Source organism: Rhodococcus sp. 06-418-5 (genome assembly GCF_002258285.1).
Lineage (GTDB): Bacteria > Actinomycetota > Actinomycetes > Mycobacteriales > Mycobacteriaceae > Rhodococcoides.
Genome location: NZ_NOYE01000032.1, coordinates 64,647 through 85,544, shown reverse-complemented (window position 1 = coordinate 85,544; position 20,898 = coordinate 64,647). Strand labels below are relative to the sequence as shown.

General features: G+C 64.1%; 21 protein-coding genes and 1 rRNA gene. 2 read left to right on the top strand and 20 right to left on the bottom strand.

Translation table 11 applies throughout. From position 1 onward, the window contains the following. Positions 1-72 (bottom strand): 16S ribosomal RNA (locus CH274_RS24345); the annotation flags it as partial. A 549-nt stretch (positions 73-621) separates the two neighbouring features. Further along, a complete protein-coding gene (locus CH274_RS24340) occupies positions 622-1,317 on the bottom strand; it encodes a pyridoxamine 5'-phosphate oxidase family protein (protein ID WP_094659209.1) in 696 nt (231 codons plus the stop codon). A gap of 100 nt (positions 1,318-1,417) precedes the next feature. Here CH274_RS24340 and pdxR point away from each other — a divergent pair, with 100 nt between their 5' ends. Next, on the top strand, positions 1,418-2,815 hold the full coding sequence (gene pdxR / locus CH274_RS24335) for a MocR-like pyridoxine biosynthesis transcription factor PdxR (protein WP_094659208.1): 1,398 nt from the start codon (positions 1,418-1,420) through the stop codon (positions 2,813-2,815). On the opposite strand, the gene murA is transcribed toward pdxR, so the two are convergent. Continuing rightward, positions 2,808-4,061, bottom strand: a complete 1,254-nt coding sequence (gene murA, locus CH274_RS24330; protein ID WP_032393537.1) for a UDP-N-acetylglucosamine 1-carboxyvinyltransferase — start codon at positions 4,059-4,061, stop codon at positions 2,808-2,810. The genes pdxR and murA overlap by 8 nt on opposite strands. Positions 4,062-4,115: 54 nt before the next feature. On the opposite strand from murA, the gene CH274_RS24325 reads away from it, so the two are divergent. Next, positions 4,116-4,718 carry a cob(I)yrinic acid a,c-diamide adenosyltransferase gene (locus CH274_RS24325; protein ID WP_094632236.1) on the top strand — a complete coding sequence of 201 codons (603 nt, stop codon included), beginning with the start codon at positions 4,116-4,118 and terminating at the stop codon, positions 4,716-4,718. Here the strand turns inward: CH274_RS24325 and CH274_RS24320 are convergent, their stop codons facing one another. The 17 genes from CH274_RS24320 to rho all read right to left on the bottom strand — a co-directional run bounded on the left by CH274_RS24320 (position 4,719) and on the right by rho (position 20,640). After that, on the bottom strand, positions 4,719-5,156 hold the full coding sequence (locus CH274_RS24320) for a DUF2550 domain-containing protein (protein WP_094647098.1): 438 nt from the start codon (positions 5,154-5,156) through the stop codon (positions 4,719-4,721). 29 nt (positions 5,157-5,185) lie between these two features. Next, entirely contained in the window at positions 5,186-5,545 is a 360-nt protein-coding gene (locus tag CH274_RS24315) for a F0F1 ATP synthase subunit epsilon (protein WP_032393525.1), read from the bottom strand. Positions 5,546-5,575: 30 nt separating this feature from the next. Then, a complete protein-coding gene (gene atpD, locus CH274_RS24310; protein WP_027497899.1) occupies positions 5,576-7,024 on the bottom strand; it encodes a F0F1 ATP synthase subunit beta in 1,449 nt (482 codons plus the stop codon). A 3-nt stretch (positions 7,025-7,027) separates the two neighbouring features. After that, entirely contained in the window at positions 7,028-7,999 is a 972-nt protein-coding gene (locus CH274_RS24305) for a F0F1 ATP synthase subunit gamma (RefSeq protein ID WP_045194485.1), read from the bottom strand. A gap of 52 nt (positions 8,000-8,051) precedes the next feature. Then, a complete protein-coding gene (gene atpA / locus CH274_RS24300) occupies positions 8,052-9,695 on the bottom strand; it encodes a F0F1 ATP synthase subunit alpha (protein ID WP_032393523.1) in 1,644 nt (547 codons plus the stop codon). An 88-nt stretch (positions 9,696-9,783) separates the two neighbouring features. Continuing rightward, positions 9,784-10,611, bottom strand: coding sequence for a F0F1 ATP synthase subunit delta (locus CH274_RS24295; protein WP_032393522.1), 828 nt, complete (start codon positions 10,609-10,611; stop codon positions 9,784-9,786). A gap of 8 nt (positions 10,612-10,619) precedes the next feature. Further along, the gene (locus CH274_RS24290; protein ID WP_032393521.1) at positions 10,620-11,180 is read right to left on the bottom strand and encodes a F0F1 ATP synthase subunit B; all 561 of its coding nucleotides are present in this window, start codon (positions 11,178-11,180) and stop codon (positions 10,620-10,622) included. A 7-nt stretch (positions 11,181-11,187) separates the two neighbouring features. Next, a complete protein-coding gene (locus CH274_RS24285) occupies positions 11,188-11,427 on the bottom strand; it encodes an ATP synthase F0 subunit C (protein WP_008715092.1) in 240 nt (79 codons plus the stop codon). A 78-nt stretch (positions 11,428-11,505) separates the two neighbouring features. Next, complete coding sequence (atpB, locus tag CH274_RS24280) at positions 11,506-12,231, bottom strand: F0F1 ATP synthase subunit A (protein ID WP_032393520.1); 726 nt, start codon at positions 12,229-12,231, stop codon at positions 11,506-11,508. 441 nt (positions 12,232-12,672) lie between these two features. Then, positions 12,673-13,104, bottom strand: coding sequence for a hypothetical protein (locus CH274_RS24270; protein WP_179275854.1), 432 nt, complete (start codon positions 13,102-13,104; stop codon positions 12,673-12,675). 66 nt (positions 13,105-13,170) lie between these two features. Then, positions 13,171-14,382, bottom strand: a complete 1,212-nt coding sequence (locus CH274_RS24265) for a glycosyltransferase family 4 protein (RefSeq protein ID WP_045194478.1) — start codon at positions 14,380-14,382, stop codon at positions 13,171-13,173. Between the two features lie 18 nt (positions 14,383-14,400). After that, entirely contained in the window at positions 14,401-15,063 is a 663-nt protein-coding gene (locus tag CH274_RS24260; RefSeq protein ID WP_045194476.1) for an L-threonylcarbamoyladenylate synthase, read from the bottom strand. Between the two features lie 66 nt (positions 15,064-15,129). Beyond that, positions 15,130-16,014, bottom strand: a complete 885-nt coding sequence (gene prmC, locus CH274_RS24255) for a peptide chain release factor N(5)-glutamine methyltransferase (protein ID WP_094659206.1) — start codon at positions 16,012-16,014, stop codon at positions 15,130-15,132. Between the two features lie 34 nt (positions 16,015-16,048). Further along, on the bottom strand, positions 16,049-16,858 hold the full coding sequence (locus tag CH274_RS24250; protein WP_094659205.1) for an SHOCT domain-containing protein: 810 nt from the start codon (positions 16,856-16,858) through the stop codon (positions 16,049-16,051). 106 nt (positions 16,859-16,964) lie between these two features. Continuing rightward, on the bottom strand, positions 16,965-18,041 hold the full coding sequence (gene prfA / locus CH274_RS24245) for a peptide chain release factor 1 (protein ID WP_032393514.1): 1,077 nt from the start codon (positions 18,039-18,041) through the stop codon (positions 16,965-16,967). Positions 18,042-18,138: 97 nt separating this feature from the next. Continuing rightward, positions 18,139-18,372 (bottom strand): 50S ribosomal protein L31, encoded by a 234-nt coding sequence (gene rpmE / locus CH274_RS24240; protein ID WP_008715081.1) that lies wholly within the window; start codon positions 18,370-18,372, stop codon positions 18,139-18,141. A 198-nt stretch (positions 18,373-18,570) separates the two neighbouring features. Further along, positions 18,571-20,640, bottom strand: a complete 2,070-nt coding sequence (rho, locus tag CH274_RS24235) for a transcription termination factor Rho (RefSeq protein WP_045194467.1) — start codon at positions 20,638-20,640, stop codon at positions 18,571-18,573. Positions 20,641-20,898: the final 258 nt, after the last annotated feature.

The following is a 20,898-nucleotide window of genomic DNA, read 5'->3' as shown; positions in this document are numbered from 1 at the left end:
TTACCGCTCGACTTGCATGTGTTAAGCACGCCGCCAGCGTTCGTCCTGAGCCAGGATCAAACTCTCCGTAAAAGACTCTCGATCAACAGCCGAAACTGCAAATCAGTCATAAACATAAAGAGTCAAATCACTAGCAAAAAAACTCAACTAGCATTTCAAACAACACCCGACAACAACCACCACAAGCGGATGGCTGATACATCGAATGCTTTCACCAAAATAAATTCGGCACTGACATTCATCGACACACTGTTGAGTTCTCAAAGAACACGCACACACTCTCACCCCACGAACACGCAGTCCGTCGGCCTCGAGGGCAACTGTTCCAGCGTATCCCAGCTTGGTCTCGGACACAAGGCCCGACTCTTGGGGGACACAACCTGCCGAGCCACACGTCCAACCTCGTTCACCCAGTCCGTGAAGACCGGGTCGGTGTCCGTCGCTCTGACTCGACAAAAGTTACGCCACCAACCACACCAACGCAAATCGGCAGGTCGACCGACGGTCTTGGGGCATTTACGCAGCTCGACCTCGTAGCGTCACGTCATCGGTCCCGCCTCGCGCTGCAACAGCCGCATGTGATGACAGCCACAGCCCGATCTGCCTCTCCTGCAACAGCGTTCACCGCCGAAATGCGTTCCGGCCCAGAGCATCTACATGGTCCGGCACCGGTATTTCTTCCGCGAGATCCTCGGCAGGTTCGGCGTCACCGAGCGCCTCCCACACCGGGACGACGCCCGCCCACACGTCGCTCTGTCGAATGTCGCGGTCGTCGTCGACGGGTCCACCGGTCCGCGATTTCACCGACGCCTCGTACATCGGAAGCGCCAGTACCGCGGTCGCAGCAAGCTCCTTCCTCGTATGCGAACGCAGATGCGCGCTCCTTCCGGGGACCACCTGATCGACTATCGCGTCCAGCGCCCGAATCCGTTCATCGGCGTCCTCCACTCTGCGGGGCCGGCCGACCACGACGGCACTTCGGTAATTCATCGAATGGTGGAATGCCGATCGAGCAAGGACGAGTCCGTCGACGACGGTCGTAGTGACGCAGATGTCCTGCTCGGGAGCATCGATCATGCTGCGTGATGCCACTGACCCGTGGAGATACAGCGTGCCCTCCCTGTCCGGACCGTTGGGATCCACGCCGAACACCGTCGGTACGACGCGAGGCAATCCAGCCACGACCACGCCGACATGACAGATGCGCGCCGAGCGTAGGACGTCGAGCAACGTTGCCCGTTCGAGGCTGGCACGGTTGCTACCCCGCATCACCACGGTTCGCGCTGTCGGGGAAAGAGGCACGTCGTCGACTGTCATGATTCACAGGATGCGGGACAAGTGGCCTTCTGTCATGGTCCAATCAAGGCAAACTTGTTCAGGCCACTTTGTCGAGAAAGCCAAGGGATACCGAAGCTCCATGCTCCCGATCTCTCTGTCGATCACCATCGACCGCGCCGACTCTCGGACGCTTCCCGTCCAATTGGCCGATCGCATCCGATCCGCGATCGACGACGGAGAGCTGCAACCCGATTCTCGATTACCCAGTACCCGAGCACTTTCCGTCGATCTGGGCATTGCGCGTGCGGTCGTGGAGAAGGCTTACGAACAGCTCGTCGCGGAAGGATGGCTCGATCCCCGGCGCGGTTCGGGCAACTATGTCCGACGTATTCCCCGCGCAGGTCGGTCGGTGGCGGTGTCGCCGAGTGCACAAGCACCACCACGAACTCCCCCGCGCATATCGCTCCGTCCGGGAATCCCGTGGACTCCACCCTCGGCGTCGGATGCCTGGAAGCGTGCATGGCGCGACGTCGGCAGCACACCGCCTCCGGGCGACTATCCCGATTCTGCCGGCACGCTCGAGCTCAGAACTCGCGTCGCCGAGCTTCTGCGCCGCGCACGCGGTCTTCACACCACCCCGGCGTCGATCGTGATCACGACGGGCAGCATCCATGGTCTCGATCTCGCCCTGGGTGCGCTTTCGGTTGCCGAGTCGATCGAACATGTTCTGGCACTGGAGAATCCGGGCTACAAGTCCGCTGCTGCGCTTGCGACGCACCGCGGATGGTCGGTACACGACGTTTCCGTCGACGGAGCCGGCCTGATCGTCGAACAGCTCGGCTCGGCTCCCCCGCGGACACCAGCGGTGTACGTCACGCCGTCGCACCAGTACCCGACCGGGGCCTTCATGCCCATCGGTCGCCGGCGCGCCTTGGCAGACTGGGCCCGCGACAACGATTCGATGATCATCGAGGATGACTACGACTCCGAATTCCGTTACGGTGCAGCACCTTTACCCACTGTGGCCGAATTGGCACCCGACCGAACCGTCTACCTCGGCACCGTCTCCAAGACCCTCGGTGCCGGGATACGTCTCGGCTGGATGGTGGCACCCCGGTCGATGGTCGACCGCATCTCGGCAACGCGCCGCGCAATCGGCGATCTTCCATCGGTTCCCGTTCAGCAGGCAATGACGTCGATGCTGCGGGACGGCGAATGGGACAGAGCCGTTCGAACGGCGCGACGGCTCTATCGCACCCGCGACCGCATGGTCGCCGCAGCGCTGGCCAGGTTCGGCGAGCTCCGGGGAGTAGGAGCCGGACTGCACACGGTGCTGGTACTCGATTCCGACGCAGCCCGTACCGTCGCTTTGTCCTGCGCCACGAAGGGTGTGGACGTACCGACGCTCGAGCACTCGACCCGCTCGCCCACAGCGCGCGGTGGAATCGTCGTCGGATACGGCTCCGTCTCCGACGACGAATTGGATTATGCCATCAGCATATTGGTCGAGGCGCTGGAAGCCGCGCTACTCAGCTGACGCGCTCGATGCTGCCACCGAGTGCACTCAGGTTCTCCACGAATCTCGGATAACCGCGATCGATGTGAAACACGTCGTGCACCTCCGTCGTGCCGTCGGCCACCAATCCCGCGAGCACAAGACCCGCTCCGGCTCGGATATCGGAGGACCACACCGGCGCACTGGACAGCTGCGGCACACCGCGAACCACCGCATGGTGTCCATCGGTACGCGCGTCGGCCCCCAGCCTGATCATCTCCTCGACGAACCGGAATCGAGCCTCGAAGACGTTCTCGGTGATCATCGACGTGCCGTCGGCGACGGTGGCAAGCCCGATGGCCATCGGCTGCAGGTCGGTCGGGAACCCTGGATACGGAAGCGTCGCGAAATTGACCGCCCGCGGCCGCTCGCGCTGAACGACGCGGAAGCCGTCCGGCTCGCTGGTGACCTCGGCACCGGCAGATCTCAGCTTGTCCAACACCAACGACAGGTGCTTGGGGTTGACACCACGGACTCGCACATCCCCACGCGTCATGGCAGCGGCGATTCCCCAGGTCGCGGCCACGATGCGATCGCCGATCACCCGATGGGTCGTCGGCTTCAGCGCGCTCACACCACGGATGGTCAAGGTCGACGTGCCGGCACCGCGGACGTCGGCACCCATCTCGTTGAGCATGTTGCACACGTCGACGATGTCCGGCTCACGCGCGGCGTTGTCGATGACCGTCTCCCCGGTGGCCAGGACTGCGGCCATCAGGATGTTCTCGGTGGCACCGACGGACGGAAAAGCCAGTCTGATGTTCGCGCCGCGCAATTCGTCTGCTTCGGCGACGACACACCCGTGCTGAATCTCGCTGCGCGCCCCGAGCAATTGAAGACCCGACTGGTGCATGTCGAGGGGACGCGACCCGATCGCGTCACCACCCGGCAGTGCCACAACTGCTCGCTTGCACCGCGCAACCAGCGGTCCCAACACGCAGACCGACGCGCGGAACTGGCGGACTGCCGCGAAATCGGCGTGATACTTCGGCATGGCAGGCGTGGTGATGTGAACGACCGATCCCTCCAACTCGACCTCACAGCCGAGCCCGCGCAACACCTCTGCCATCAGTGGCACGTCCAGGATGTCGGGGCAATTGGTGATCGTGCTCGTACCCTCTGCCAGCAGCGCCGCCGCCATCAATTTGAGGACGCTGTTCTTCGCACCACCGACCGCCACCTCACCGACGAGGCGATTACCACCGTTGACCAAAAAGCGTTCACTCACGTCGACAGCGTAGCCAGCGGGACCGGCCGACACCCGCGCGGTACCGTAGCGCGCATGGCCGTCCACCTCACCCGCATCTATACGAGAACCGGCGACGACGGGACCACCGGGCTGAGCGATTTCTCGAGGGTGTCCAAGAACGACGAACGACTGATTGCCTACGCTGACTGCGACGAGACCAACGCCAGCCTCGGTGTGGTTCTCGCACTGGGCAACCCGCCCGAATCGGTCCACTCGGTGATCCGCACGATCCAGAGCGATCTTTTCGACGCGGGCGCCGATCTGTCGACTCCGGTCGTCGAGAATCCGCAGTACCCGCCACTGCGCATCGATCAGAGCTACGTGGACCGCCTCGAAGGGTGGTGCGACGAGTTCAACGAGGATCTTCCTGCACTGACGTCGTTCATCCTGCCCGGCGGAACGCCGCTGGGAGCGCTGCTTCACGTATCGCGAACGGTGGCCCGACGCGCGGAGCGGTCGGCGTGGGCTGCTGTGCACGCAAGCCCGGAGACAACGAGTGCCTTGCCTGCGAAATACCTCAACCGACTCTCGGACCTACTGTTCATTCTGAGCCGCTACGCCAACCCCGAAGGCGACGTCCAGTGGGTCCCCGGATCGAGCCGCACGCCGGGTGAACCGGCTACCGACGAGAGCTGATCAGGCCGCAGGCCTGCGGCGACGCGAGCGGCCGGAGGGCCGAGACTCGACCCAGGACAGGAAAGCGGTCAACGCACTTCTGTCCAGGGCGATCTCGAAATATTTTCCGTTGTCGGACAGTTCCAACACCGCGATGTCGGGAGTCATGATGTCGAACTCGGTGTCCCGTGGGGCTCGTCGATCACCCACGTGAATGTCCTGCCGACCCAGGCGGTGATCAGGGCCGGGGCGAAGACTAGACAGCTTGAAGAAGACGAGCGTGTTGTCGCCGTACCGGATGATGCCGTGACGCCAACCTGCGCCGCCGTCCGACGGCAACACCCGCATGATCGCCGCGGTTCCACCGCGGCGAAGAACCATCAGACGGTACGCGAAAGCCGCGACGAGCCCTGCGAGCAGCACAACCAGAATGATCAGAACAATCAATCCGTAGTGCATCGCAGGTCTCGTCGCGGCTTCTCGTGAACCTAGGACCGCTCGACAGCGCGGATACGACCCTTGGCCACCGCAATGGCCTCGACGTCGTCGCCGTTCTCTGCCACTACAGCCCGTGCCGCCTCGACATCGATGTCGTCGGCGAAATCGGCCGATTCTGCCAGCACGGTGACCGTCTTGCCCGTCACCGACAGGAATCCACCGTGGACGGCCGCGATGAGCTTCTCGCCGTCCGTGGTCGTGATCGACACCGTGCCACCCTCGATCAACTGACCGAGGACGGGCTCGTGGCCCAGCATGATGCCGATCTCACCTTCGGTGGTCTGGGCGCTGACGATGGTCGCGGTACCGGACCACAGCTTTTGCTCCACAGCGACCAGGGAGACCTCCATGCCGCTCTTCTCGGAAGAAGTCACGTCGGTCTACTTTCCGGCCATCTTCTTCGCGGCTGCCTCGACATCGTCGAGACCACCACAGCTGTTGAAGGCCTGCTCGGGAAGGTGGTCGTACTCACCCTTGGTGACCTTGTCGAATGCCTCGATGGTGTCGGAGAGCGACACGACCGAACCGGCCTCGCCGGTGAACTTCTCGGCAACGATGAAGTTCTGGCCGAGGAACTTCTGGAGGCGACGTGCGCGGCCGACCAGAACCTTGTCCTCTTCCTGAAGCTCGTCCATACCGAGGATGGCGATGATGTCCTGCAGTTCCTTGTACTTCTGCAGGATCCGCTTGACCTCGTTGGCGACGCGGAAGTGCTCCGCGCCGACGATGCCGGGCTCGAGGATGCGTGAGGTGGAGCTCAGCGGGTCCACAGCGGGGTAGATACCCATCTGCGAAATCGGACGCGAGAGCTCGGTGGTCGCATCGAGGTGCGCGAACGTCGTGGCCGGGGCCGGGTCGGTGTAGTCGTCGGCGGGAACGTAGATCGCCTGCAGCGAGGTGATCGAGCGTCCACGGGTCGAGGTGATGCGCTCCTGGAGCTCACCCATCTCGTCCGCCAGCGTGGGCTGGTAACCGACGGCCGACGGCATGCGACCGAGAAGGGTCGACACCTCCGAACCGGCCTGGGTGAAGCGGAAGATGTTGTCGATGAACAGAAGAACGTCCTGTCCCTGAACATCGCGGAAGTACTCCGCCATGGTCAGCGCCGACAACGCCACGCGCATACGCGTGCCGGGCGGCTCGTCCATCTGGCCGAAGACGAGGGCGGTGTCCTGGAGGACGCCCATCTCTTCCATCTCGAGGTGAAGGTCGGTGCCCTCACGGGTGCGCTCGCCGACTCCTGCGAACACCGAGGTGCCGGAGAACTCGCGTGCGATACGAGTGATCATTTCCTGGATCAGAACGGTCTTGCCGACGCCGGCACCACCGAACAATCCGATCTTTCCGCCCTTGACGTACGGGGTCAGAAGGTCGATGACCTTGATGCCGGTCTCGAGGATCTCTGTCTTGCCCTCGAGCTGATCGAAGGCTGGTGGCTTCCTGTGGATGCCCCACTGCTCGCCGTCGCGGCCGAGTCCGGGGGTGTCCAGGCAGTCACCGAGGGCGTTGAACACGTGGCCCTTGACGACGTCACCGACGGGAACCGAGATCGGCTTGCCCGAATCGACGACTGCAGTGCCGCGGACGAGTCCGTCGGTGGGCTGCATCGAGATGGTGCGAACCAAGTTGTCGCCGAGGTGCTGTGCGACCTCGAGCGTCAGGGTCTTGGCCACGGTCGGCAGAGTGATCTCTGCGTTGAGGGCGTTGAACAGTGCGGGAATCGAGCCGCGCGGGAACTCGACGTCCACAACGGGGCCGATGACCCGAACGACACGGCCGGACTGTGTGTCCGCTCCGCTCGCGTTCTCTTGGGCTACTGCTGCGGTCATTGCTTAGTCACTTCCTGCGCTGTCGGCCAACGCGTTGGCGCCACCGACGATTTCGCTGATTTCCTGGGTGATCTGGGCCTGCCGAGCCTGGTTGGCCTGGCGGCTCAGGGTCTCGACCAATTCGTTCGCGTTGTCCGTCGCTGCCTTCATGGCGGTACGACGCGCCGCGGACTCCGACGCTGCTGCGTCTAGCAACGACGCGTAGATCCTGGTGCTGATGTACTTGGGCAGCAGCGCCGAGAGCAGAGTTCCTGCTTCCGGCTCGAACTCGTACTGTGCCTGCACATCTGCGTTCGGCGAGTCGCTCAGCGCATCTGCTCCCATCTCGAATTCCTCGTCGGTGTACGAGATTTCGAGCGGTGCCATACGGCGAACTTCGGGCTTCTGCGTGAGCATCGACACGAAGCGGGTGTAGACGATGTGCAACTCGTCCACGCCCTCGACGGTGCCTTCACCGTTGGGAGCGTCGACCTCGGTGCCCGAGCCGGCCATGAACAGCTCGACCAGGTGCCTGCTCGCCTTGGCCGCGTCGGCATAGCCGGGCTCCTGTGAGAAGCCCGTCCAGGCACCCTTCACATCCCGCTCGCGGAATGTGTAGTAGCCCAGGCCTTTTGCGCCGAGGACGTAGATGACCGGATCCTTGCCCTCGGAACGGAGCAGCTGGAACAGCTCCTCCGTTTCCTTGAGCACGTTGGAGTTGTAGCCGCCGCACATACCGCGGTCACTGGTCACGACCAGAACCGCAGCACGCTTGGGCTCGGGTCGCTCGTTGAGCAGCGGGTGATCGAGCGAGCTCGATGCACTCGCCAACGCGGAGAGCACCTTGGTGATCTCTTCCGCATACGGCTTCGATGCGGCAACGCGGGCCTGAGCCTTGGTGATTCGCGATGTCGCGATCAACTCTTGTGCTTTGGTGATCTTCTTGGTCGAGTTGACCGACTTGATGCGGGAGCGAAGCTCGAGAATGCTTGCCATCTAGCTGTTCACGCTCCCTTCTGTACTCGTCTTGTCACCTGTCATCGCCGGCCTACTTGCTGACTGTCTTGCGGGTGACGTTGACCTGCTCCTGGCTGACCTCATCGGCGTTCAGAGTGTCGGCCTCCGCTTCGTTGACGACGCGGTTGCCGTCCGAATCGACGAATCCGGCCTTGAACTTCTCCGTCGCCTCGGTCAGTGCCTTCTGGTTGTCCTCGTCGAGGGCCTTGCCGCCGGCAATGCTGTCGTAGACGCCGCCGGCGTTGCGGTGCAGATCCTCGAGCAGCTCGGTCTCGAAGCGACGGACGTCGCCGACGGGCACCGAGTCGTACGTACCCTGGCCTGCGAGCCAGATCGAGACGATCTGATCTTCGACCGCAACCGGGGCGTACTGATCCTGCTTGAGCAGTTCGACCAGACGAGCGCCGCGCTCGAGCTGTGCCTTGGAGGCCGCGTCGAGGTCGGAAGCGAACGCCGAGAAGGCTTCCAGCTCGCGGAACTGAGCGAGCTCGAGGCGAAGAGATCCGGAGACCTTCTTCATGCCCTTGGTCTGTGCCGCGCCGCCGACTCGGGACACCGAGATGCCGACGTTGATCGCGGGACGGACGCCCTTGTTGAACAGGTCCGATTCCAGGAAGACCTGGCCGTCGGTGATGGAGATGACGTTGGTCGGGATGTACGCCGAGACGTCGTTGGCCTTGGTCTCGATGATCGGCAGAGCCGTCAACGATCCGCCACCGAGCTCGTCGGACAGCTTCGCCGAACGCTCCAGCAGACGGGAGTGCAAGTAGAAGACGTCACCGGGGTATGCCTCGCGGCCCGGCGGGCGACGCAGCAGCAGCGAGATGGCGCGGTACGCCTCGGCCTGCTTGGTCAGGTCGTCGAACACGATGAGGACGTGCTTGCCCTGGTACATCCAGTGCTGGCCGATGGCCGAGCCGGTGTACGGGGCGAGCCACTTGAAGCCGGCCGAATCGGACGCGGGAGCCGCGACGATGGTCGTGTATTCGAGTGCGCCCTGCTCTTCGAGTGCAGCCTTGACGCCTGCGATCGTGGAGCCCTTCTGGCCGATGGCGACGTAGATGCAGCGAACCTGCTTCTTCTCGTCACCGCTCTCCCAGTTGGCCTTCTGGTTCAGGATCGCGTCGATGCAGACCGCGGTCTTGCCGGTCTTGCGGTCGCCGATGATGAGCTGACGCTGGCCGCGGCCGATCGGGGTCATGGCGTCGATCGCCTTGATGCCGGTCTGCAGCGGCTCCTCGACGGGCTGACGCTCGAGCACCGAGGCAGCCTGCAGTTCGAGGGCGCGGGTCTCGGAGGACTCGATGTCGCCGAGGCCGTCGATGGGCTTGCCCAGAGGATCGACGACACGGCCGAGGTAGCCGTCGCCCACGGGGACCGACAGCACGTCTCCGGTGCGCTTGACTTCCTGGCCTTCTTCGATGTGCTCGTAGTCACCGAGGATGACGGCACCGATCTCGGTGGCATCCAGGTTCAGCGCGACACCGAGGACTCCGCCGGGGAATTCCAGCAGTTCGTTGGACATCGCCGACGGCAATCCGGACACGTGAGCGATTCCGTCGCTCGTGTCCGTAACCGTGCCGACCTCCTCGCGGGAAGACTCCGGTGAGTAGCTCGCGGTGAAGTTATCGATCGCGCTACGGATCTCGTCGGAGGAGATCGTCAGCTCCGCCATAGTGTTTCCTGCTCTTCCTTCAAATGATCGCGGGGTGAAATGTCTCGAAAGTCGAGACGCTTCTTCTCGTTACTGTGTCCGTGTCGGACTATTTGAGCGTCTTTCGCAATGCAGCGAGGCGGCCTGCCCCGCTACCGTCGATGACCTCGTCGCCGATACGAACGACAAGTCCGCTGAGCAGTTCGGTATCGACCTCGACATGCACCGTGACCTGCTTGCCGTACGTGCGGGTCAAGGTGGCCGTCAGCTTCTCGAGCTGACTGTCGCTCAGTGGTGCTGCGCTCCGGACGTGTGCCACCGCGCGGTCGCGCTGTTCGGCGGCCAGATCGGCCAGACCGTTGAGTACGTCGGCGGGGGCCGCCTTCCGCGGACGCGTCACAGCCTGCACTGCGAGCGCCTCGGTGACCGCGGTGACCTTGCCGTAGAGCAGACGACCGAGCAGTTCGCGCTTGGCCTGCGAAGGCTTCGAGCGATCCGACAGGGCCTGCTCGAGCTGCGGGTTGGCAGCGATGATCCGTCCGAGCCGGAACAGTTCGTCCTCGACCGTGTCCAACTGATCCTGATCGGCCGCGGCGCGAAGCAGAGCTTCACGACCCAGCTCGACCAGCGAGTTCAGCAGGTCACGGGCGTTGGACCAGCTTTCGCCTGCCGCGGCCTTGACGATCGTCGCCGTTGCACTCGACACCTGGCCGGAGAAGACCTCTCCGGCCAGATCGCTTCGCCGAACGCCCTCGACCGACGAATCGGCAAGAGCGGTACGCAACGTGCGCTGCGCGTCGAGAGTCTCGACGACGGCGAACAACTCGGCACCGGTCTGAGCAGCGACGGCTGTTGCCTCGCCTGCCGACGCGGACCCCAGAGCTTCGTGGGCGACCGACCGCGTGCGGGCGAGTGCCTCACGAGAAGTTGCGTACATGGTTCGACTCACTTTCCGGATGCGGAGTCCGCGGTGACGGAATCCAACTCGTTGAGGAAGCGATCGATCGAACTGGAACGCTTCGCGTCGTCGGACAGCTGCTCTCCGATGACCTTCTCGGCGAGTTCGACGGCCGTGCGTCCGAGGTCGCCACGAAGTTCGGTGACGATCTGCTGACGCTGAGCAACGAGCTGATTGTGACCTGCAGCCACGATCCGGTCGCTTTCTTCCTGCGCCTTTTCCTTCATCTCGGCGAGAATCGCCTGCCCCTGGGTGCGCGCTTCCTCACGGATCTGCGCGGCCTCGGAACGGGCGTCGGCCAGCTGAGCGTGGTACTGCTCGAGTGCAGCCTTGGCTTCTGCCTGTGCCTCTTCGGCCTTCTTGATTCCGCCTTCGATGAGCTCGGAACGCTCAGCGAGAACCTTGGTGAAGCGCGGCACCACGTACTTCCAGAATAGGAAGCCGATTGCCGCGACACAGACGATCGACCAAACGATGTCGTAGGTTGCGGGCAGAAGAGGGTTGTATTCCTCCCCCTCCGCCGCCAGCAACGTAATCGCGTTTGTCATCGCGCTCTCAGAGAATGAAGCCGGCGACGAGGCCGATCAGGGCGAGGGACTCGGTGAATGCGATGCCGAGGAACATGGTGGTACGGAGCTGACCGGCCAGCTCGGGCTGACGAGCGGTCGCTTCCATGTTCTTGGCGACGACCAGGCCGAGGCCGATGCCACCGCCGATCGCTGCGAGGCCGTAGCCGATGGCGCCGTATCCGCTTGCGGTGATTTCCTGCGCCTGGGCCAGAACTTCAAGGCTCATTGGGTTTTCCGTTCCCTTTCTTCGGTCCACATCCGGGTGTCGGAAGTGGCGGTGTAGCTGGTTCGGTCAGTTGGTCGGTCAGTGCGAGTCGGCGTGCAGCGACAGATCGATGTAGATCGCCGTGAGCAGCGCGAAAATGTAGGCCTGGAGGAAGATCACCAGCATCTCGAACATCGTGAACAAGAAGCCCATGATGAGCGAGGGTGCAGCGAAGATCTTCAGCCCGGCCGACGCCTCGAAGAGGAAGAACTGGGTCGCGCTGAAGAACAGCACGAGCATGATGTGGCCGGCCAGCATGTTGGCGAGCAGACGCACCGTCAGAGTGAACGGACGGAGTACGAAGTTCGAGACGAACTCCAGCGGGATCAGCAGCACGTGCATCGCGGGAGGAATGCCCGGGATGACGATGGTGCCCTTGACGAACTTTCCGACTCCGAACTTCTTGACACCTGCGTAGATGAACGCGACGTACGCGACCGCGGCAAGCACGATCGGTAGACCGATGCGGGCATTCGACGAGATGTTCAGAAACGGAATGACGGCGCTCGCGTTCACCGCGAACACAGTGAAGAAGATGGTCATGATGACGGGCAGGAACCGACGACCCTGTTCTTTACCGAGCACATCTTCTGCGACGTGGATCCGAACGAAATCGAGAGCGATCTCTCCGACGTTCTGAAGACCACGCGGAACGATCTTCGGGCTGCGGAGGGCAACCACCATGAAGATGATCAGAATCGCCGACATCAGGATGCGGATGAGCATCAGCCTGTCGAGCTCGAACGGGGTCCCCTCGAACAGCACCGCGGGAGGAAAGAAATCGGATAGTGACGGCGGACTGTATTCCGCAGCCAGGGTGGTGACGCTCAGCGGTCTCTCCCGTGTTCGGGCCGCAGCCGGGTAGCGACTGCGGTTCGATCGGACAATGACGATCTATCAAGTCGACGAAAATCGGCTCGCAATCGTCAGAGGCTGAGGCCCGGTCTTCATCGGCCAAGCGTCTGTCGGGTGTCGGCGACTCACGTCGACTCGGCAACTCTCAGGGCGGAACCTTACGTTGCCGAAGTCGATGACTCCGGGCCTACTGTAAGGAAGCTCACGCTGACTGCTACCTGCGGGGGTCGAGTCCGGGGAAAAAGTCTCTTTCGTCCCGGTCTTGCCCGCCGCTTGATGCAAACTTTATCAACAGAACTACGACGTTGTGTAGGCGGCCCTCAGCTTAACCGATTACGACAGGCTGTCGTACTACCGATCGTCGGTCTCGTCCTCGGCGGGGACGCTGTCCACGTAGGCCACCTTGGTCTTGACGACCCCGAAGACCTCCGCACCGAGAACGACGACGAGTGCTCCCAGAATGGTCAGTCCCAACGAGTAACGGTTGTAGAAGTCGGCATCCTTGAGTGCGACCAGCACGATCAGGGCGATCACCATCTTCACCAACCAACCGCCCAACAACAGGGCTCCGACCGCCGAGGCCGGGAAACGCGTGGTCAGAGCAACCGACAACGCCGTCGTGATGACGAAGCCTCCGCCGATGGCCACACCGATGATCGATCCCCACAGGCCGGGCGTTCCGGCCGCGGCCACGGATATACCCACACTCACCACGGTCAGCACCACCAGTCCGATGAGTCCGTATCGGACTGCGGCGCGCAGCGGCGCGAATTGATCGGGCATGGACTGCGGAGTGAAGGTCACAGTTGTCGAGGGTACCCAGCACGCGACCGCGAACAGCCGACGGGATCAACCGCCTCGTCGAGCGCTTCGTACCCGCGACCCATGCGATCGATCCACCCTCAGTGTCGGTACAGCGGTGACGACCAGCGCGAACACCAGGCCGGCCGCGACCAGGAGCACCACGATTCGCCGATCCAACAGGGACGACCCCACCGCCCCGAAAGCGAGGACACCGACCCACAGATAGATCACCAGCACCACCCGGCGGTGCGAATGTCCGATCTGGAGCAGCCGATGATGCAGATGCATCTTGTCGGGACTGAAGGGACTCCGCCCTGCTCGGGTGCGGCGGATGACAGCCAGCAGCAGGTCGAGGATCGGAATGAGCATCACCGCCCCGACCAGCAGCAGCGGCGACAGCAAACCCAACAGATCTCGTGGACCGTATGCCGTCAGCGGGATCCGCCCCGAGGCGCTCGTCGAGATCGTGGCCAGCGTCAGCCCGATGAGCATGGAGCCCGAATCTCCCATGAAGATGCGCGCGGGCTGAAAATTGTGCGGCAGGAACCCCAGGCACGCGCCCGCCAGCGCCGCTGCGATCAGCGCCGGTGGGTAGACGCCGACGTCGCCTCCCTGCTCTTGCAGCAACCCCACCGAGAAGATGCAGATGGCCACCGAGGAAATGAGCCCGAGACCGGCCGCCAGACCGTCGAGACCGTCGACGAAGTTCATCGCATTGACGATCACGACGGTGATCAGAACCGTCACCAATCCGGCTTGCAGTTGATCGAGAACCAGGGTGCTGCCCGGCTGACCGGGCTCGCCTCCCCACGGCTGATACAAGACGACCCAACTGACACCCATGATCACCAGCACGCCCGCTGCCGTCACCTGGCCGACGAACTTGGTGAGGGCGTCCAGACCCCATCGGTCGTCGATGACGCCGACGAGCACGATCACGAAGCCCGCGACCAGCGCGGCCGGGATGTCGCGGTTGTAGGCGACATCGAATCCACGTGCCAGAGCGGGCAGCTGCGACGCGAACAGCAGCGCAGCCAGCATGCCCACGTAGATGCCCACTCCCCCGAGCCTCGGGGTCGCCTGTACGTGGACGTCACGATCACGTGGAACGGCGACGGCCCCGAACTTGACGGCGGCTACGCGGACCCCGCCGGTGGCGAAGAACGTGACCACTGCGGCAGTGAGAAAGACCAGCAGCAGTTCGCGAATCGGAACACCTGCACCCAGGTTCGACTGAGCCAGCATTTCGACGCTCATGCGGCGCGGACAGGCATGTCAGGACGCTCCCGGGACCAGGCTTTCGGCGGTGACACCGAGAACCTCGGCAATCTTCTCGGTGGGGATTGCACCGACCCGCAGAATTCGAGCTCGATCGCTCGTCAGATCGATGATGGTCGACGCCACCGCGTGATCGGCCGGTCCCCCGTCCAGATAGACAGCGGCCGAGCCGCCCAGTTGTTCTCGTGCCTCCGTCACGGTGGTGGCGGGTGGACTGCCGGAGATGTTGGCGCTGGACACCGCGAGTGGGCCGACCTCGCGCAACAGCTCGAGTGCAACCGGGTGCAGCGGCATCCGCAACATGACGGTGCCCTGGGCGTCGCCCAGATCCCAGGCCAGGGATGGAGCCTGCTGCACGACGATGCTCAGTGCGCCGGGCCAGAAGGCACGAATGAGATCTCGGGTGCGTGGTCGGACGCTCTGGACCAGTCCGTCGATGGTGTTCCACGATCCGACGAGCACGGGCACGGGCATGTCGCGTCCCCTACCCTTCGCGCGGAGCAGATCCGTGACGGCGCTGCCGTCGAATGCATCGGCGGCGATCCCGTACAGGGTGTCGGTAGGCATCACGACGAGTCGGCCGGACTTGAGGGCACCGCGGGCAGCGGTCAATCCGGCAGCGCGCGCGTCGGCTTCACGGCAGTCGTAGACGGTACTCACGGCACCTATCCTTCCACCTTCGATAACGAAGTGATGTCAGGTGTCGCCCGCCTGCCGTTCCCGTCGTCAGGCCGAGGCCGGGTGTGCCCGTGCGGCGACGACGAACCGGGGCCTACCCGCCAGATCCGGATGCGCGGTGACCTCGGTGAACACTCGTCGCCTGGACAGCAACGCCGCAACCTCGCTGCCATTGGAGTCGTCGTGTTCGATCGCGACGCCACCGCCGATCCGAAGCCAGCGGGCGATGTTGGCGATCATCGGTTCGATGACCGACAGTCCGTCCGCACCGCCGAACAGCGCCATGTGTGGATCGTGGTCGATCACCTCGGGATCGAGTTCTGCCCCCTCCGGGATGTAGGGCGGGTTGGCGACGATCATGTCGACTGCACCGTCGAGCTCGGTCAACAGGTCACGGGCCGTGACGTCGCCGTGGTGCAGTGTGATCGGGGTATCACCGAGGCCACTGCGCAGATCGGCATTGCGCCGGGCCCACGCCAATGCCGACGGGTCGAGTTCGACGGCATGGACGACGGCGTCGGGCCGAGCGTTTGCGATCGCCAGTGCCAATGCCCCCGAGCCCGTGCACAGATCGAGAATCACCGGCGGGTGGTGGTCGACGTTTTCGAGGAACGCCAGAGCCCAGGCCAACAACAATTCGGTTTCCGGTCGGGGCACGAACACGCCGGGTCCTACTTCGACGTCGATGTTGCCCAGCGACGTGGTTCCCGTGATGTATTGCAGCGGAATGCGTTTCGCGCGTTGCTCGACGGTTCGGAAGTACGCCTCGACGAGCTCGGGTTCCACGAGCGGCACCAGACCGAGACGGCCGCGATCGACTCCGACGAGGTGTGCGGCGAGCAGCTCCGCATCGACCCGTGGGCTCGGCACACCGGCAGCATCGAGCATCGATGTTGCTTCGAGGATGGCCAGACGTAGCGGCTTTCGGCTCACTCGTACAGACTGCCACGAGGCTCCGACAGCCCGGTCACAAGCGCCCCAGCAACTCCGACTTCTTGGCGTGGAACTCGTCGTCGGTCAGGAAGCCTTTCGCGTGCAGACCCGCCAGCGCCTCGATCGCCGCCGTGATGTCGGAGATGTCAACACCCGACGAGTTGCTCCGGAGCGATTGGTTCGAGGAGGGTTCCGAGGACGACGCGTACGCGTGGGGCGGCGAGGCGGATTGCGGTGCCGGCTGGTTCTGCGAGTTCGTTCCACTCGACTGCTGGTCGACGCGAGGCAGGCTGCCGGCGGTGAACGTGCCGTACTGGCTGGTGAACTCCAGCGAGCCCGGTCCACCGCCCTGCTGTTGCTGAACCCCGCCGATGGAGTGATCGAGAGTGTCGTACACGGCCAGTTCGCCGCCGACCGACACGGCGAGGCGTCGAGAACCCGGGAACACGGCGTACTGCGAGCCGTTCTGACCACCGCTCGAGCTCGGCGTACCGAGATCCGACGGCCACCACGAGCCGCCGCCGAACGAGTTGCCACCGAACGAGCCGCTGCCGGTCTCTCTGGGTGGGTACACCTGATGCTGCGAGAGCACGGCAGACAGATCGCGGCAGAGGCCGTCGACCCGGCTCTTGAGTCCGTGATCGAACATGTTGCCTACCATGGTCATTCCGCCGCGCATCCATTGCCCACTGCCGCCGAGCTCGGGAATGTTGAACTGCGCCATGCTGCCGCGGCCGTTGTTGACGGCGTCGAGCATGGTGCGGACGGCGTCGGTCGAGACGCCGTAGCGCGCCGACAGCTCGGACACGGCGTTCTCGCCTGCGGGGGTCAGGGCCTGGTTCATCTCTGGTGTGCCTCTCGGGCGCTGTTACGGGGTCGAACCTGGCCGCCAGGGTAACTTACCGATCCGTGAATCAGCCCGGCGAAATCTGTAAAGCTTTGCGCCGCAGTTACTCTGCTTGCATGCGCGCATCGCGGTCTGCCTTGGCGAGCGCGTCGAGCAACGCATCCATTTCCCCGTCGAGCAGAGCGTCGAGGTTGTGTGCCTTGAAGCCGATGCGGTGATCGGTGATGCGGTTCTCGGGGTAGTTGTAGGTTCTGATCCGCTCCGAGCGGTCGACGGTACGCACCTGGCTGGCTCGACCGGCCGAGGCCTCTTCGTTGGCCGCTTCCTCCGCGGCCGCCTGTAGGCGAGCGGCGAGAACCTGCATCGCGCGCGCCTTGTTCTGCAGCTGCGAGCGCTCGTTCTGGCAGGTGACCACGATGCCCGTGGGCAGGTGCGTGAGCCGGACTGCGGAGTCGGTGGTGTTGACGCCCTGTCCACCCTTGCCCGACGAGCGGTACACGTCGATACGCAAGTCGGACTCGTCGATCTGTACCTCTTCGACCTCGTCCGGTTCGGGGTACACCAGGATGCCTGCCGCAGAGGTGTGTACACGCCCCTGCGATTCGGTCACCGGTACCCGTTGGACGCGGTGGACTCCGCCCTCGAACTTCAGCCGTGCCCAGACGCCGTCGAGGGGATCCTTGGTCTTGATCGACAACGTCGCGTCCTTGTACCCGCCAAGGTCGGAGACGTTCGCGTCGAGCACCTCCACGCGCCACCCGCGGCGTTCGGCGTAGCGCACGTACATCCGCGCGAGATCGGCCGCGAAGAGCGCCGACTCCTCGCCGCCCTCACCCGACTTGACCTCCATCACGATGTCGTCGCCGTCGTGCGGATCGCGCGGTGCCAGCAGGTCGGTCAGAGTCTGCTCGAGCTGCAGCACCGTCGCTTCGAGGTCGGGAATCTCGGCCGCGAACGACGAATCGTCGGCCGCCAACTCCCGTGCGGCTTCGAGGTCGTCCTGCGCGGAGGTCAGCTTGGTGTGCGCGGACATGATGGGGGCCAGTTCGGCGAATCTCTTGCCCGCTCTGCGGGCCGCGGACGGATCGTTGTGCAGAGCCGGGTCGGCGAGTTGCTGCTCGAGTCCGGAGTGTTCGGCGAGGATGTCGTCGATGGCCGAAGGCTTGTCTGTTCTCGCCATGGTGGTGACTCACTCTCGAACGCGGGTGCAACTGAATGTGGACACAAAAAAGCCGACGCCCGCCCTGTGATGCACAGGACGGGCGTCGGCGAAACAGCTAGCTGTCTGCGTCGGCCTTCTTGCCGGCGCGCTTGCCGTAGCGAGCCTCGAAGCGAGCGACGCGGCCGCCGGTGTCGAGAATCTTCTGCTTGCCGGTGTAGAAGGGGTGGCACTGCGAGCAGACCTCGACGCTGATGCGCTCTTTGTCGGTGGTGCTTCGGGTCTCGAAAGTATTGCCGCAACCACAGACGACTGTCGTCAGTGTGTAGTCGGGGTGAATTCCTGCCTTCATGGTGTCCTTACCGTTCTCTCTAGTGGTCGCCGGGTCGTCTTCGCCGATCGAAGACGTGAACCGGAACCGGACTCGGCCGTTGATTATGCCAGAGCGTGCATCTGACCTGCTAATCGCCGGTACTTCTGTGCCGACAGATCCTTACAACGCGCGCACCTGTCGGCTTGTTCCCCGGACGCGACGTCCGGGGAACAACCGTCAGTCGTTCGCCCCGCCCGGCGCAGTCTTGGAGACTTCCATCAGGAACTCGAGGTTGTTCTTGCTCTTCTTCAAACGGTCGACCAGCAGGTCGATGGCCTGATGCGAGTCCAGTCCGGACAACACGCGCCGCAGCTTGTGCACGACGGCAGCCTCGTCGGGAGCAAGGAGCAGCTCGTCGTGGCGGGTGCTCGACGGGTTGATGTCCACTGCCGGGAACACGCGGCGTTCGGCGATCTTGCGATCGAGCTTGAGCTCGGCGTTACCGGTGCCCTTGAACTCCTCGAAGATCACTGTGTCACCGGTGGATCCGGTTTCGACCATTGCGGTGGCGATGATCGTCAACGATCCGCCGTGCTCGATGTTTCGAGCCGCACCGAGGAATCGCTTCGGCGGGTACAGCGCGGTCGAGTCGACACCACCGGACAGGATTCGGCCCGATGCGGGCGAGCTGTTGTTGTACGCACGTCCCAGACGAGTGATCGAGTCGAGCAGAACCACCACGTCCTGGCCGGCCTCGACCAGACGCTTGGCCCGCTCGATCGCCAACTCGGCCACCGCGGTGTGGTCGCCCGGCGGCCGGTCGAACGTCGAGGCGATGACCTCGCCCTTGACGGAGCGCTGCATGTCCGTCACTTCCTCGGGACGCTCGTCGACGAGGATGACCATCAGGTAGCACTCGGGGTTGTTGATCGCGATCGCGTTGGCGATGGCCTGCAGAACGCTCGTCTTACCTGCCTTGGGCGGGCTGACGATGAGTGCGCGCTGGCCCTTGCCGATCGGCATCACCAGGTCGATGATGCGCGTGGTCAGGATGTTCTGCTGCGTCTCGAGGCGCAGTCGCTGATTGGGGTACAGCGGGGTGAGCTTGCCGAATTCCGGACGCTTGCGCGCGGCCTCGACCTCTCCCCCGTTGACGGTGTCCAGTCGCACGAGCGGATTGAACTTCTGCCGCTGGCTCGACTGCTCGCCTTCGCGTGCCACGCGAACCGCACCGGTGACCGCGTCACCGCGTCGAAGGCCGTTCTTGCGGACGAGGTTCATCGAAACGTAGACGTCGTTCGGTCCGGCCAGGTAGCCGGAGGTCCGGACGAACGCGTAGTTGTCGAGAACGTCGAGGATGCCGGCTACCGGCTGAAGAACGTCGTCCTCGCGGATCTCGGTGTCGCGCTCGCGGCCACCGCCACCGTCGTTGCCGTCGCCACGGTCGCGACCGCGACGGCGTTCGCGGAACCGACGTCCCCGACGTCCGCGGCCTTCGCCGTCGTCGTCCTGGTTGTTGTCGCGGTTGTCGCGCGGGCCGTTGTTGCGATCCTCGTTGCGGTTGTCGTTGCGACCGTCGCCCTGATTGCGATTGCGCCCGCCCTGATTGCGCCCGCCGCCGTCACGGTTGGAATTGTCCCGATCACCCTGATTGCGGTTTCCGTTGTCTCGGTTGCCGTTCTCGCGGTTGGAGCCGTCCCGGTCGCCTTGATTCCGGCTTCCGGAGTCACGGTTGGCGTTGTCGCGGTTGCCGTCGGCGTCACGCGGTTCGCGCTCCGACCCGTCCTGGCGGTTGCGTTCGCCGCGACTACGACGGGGGCGCTCGGTGGCGGCGTTGTCCCCGGTCTCGTCCGGCTTCTCGGCCTGCGGCGCTGCTGCAGCCGAATCGGCGGCCGCGGGAGCGGATCCGGCCGAATCGTTGCTGTCGTCGAGTGGCAGTTGATCGGGGGCACCTGCGCGGCGACCCGCGGCCCGACGGCCGCGGGTGCGGCGACCCGTCTCGGGGGCGGAATCGGCAGCATCGCCCGATTGCGTCGCGGGTGCGTCCGCGGACGGCGCTTCGGGAGTCGACTGCTTCGGTGCCGCCTCCACTGCAGGCCGATCTTCGACGGCAGGCGCGGATGCAGCGGCACGACGCGACCTCGGTGCGTCGGACTTCGGTGCATCGGATTTCGGCGCGTCCGACTTGGCCGGTGCACTGCCCGACTGACGCTCGGAGATCGCAGCGATCAGATCGCCCTTGCGCATGCCGGAAATGCTCTTGATGCCCAGTTCACCAGCGAGGCTGCGCAGCTCGGTGAGAACCATTCCGGACAGGCCTGCACGTCGGCGTGACGTTTCGGGCGCAGAGATAAGTTCCGTATCGGTCACGGAGGTCCTTTCCTTCCCTCGCTCGCTCGATGCGCAGCCGAGGGTTCGTTCCGCAGTTCGGCGTTCTGCCGAACTCGGATATTGCCGTTCATGTTCGACGCACTCCGTCGACGACACCATCGATCCTCGACCGCAGAGAACCACGGGGAGGATCGAGTCAGGAGCGTCACATCACTCGGACGTTTGAATCCCCCG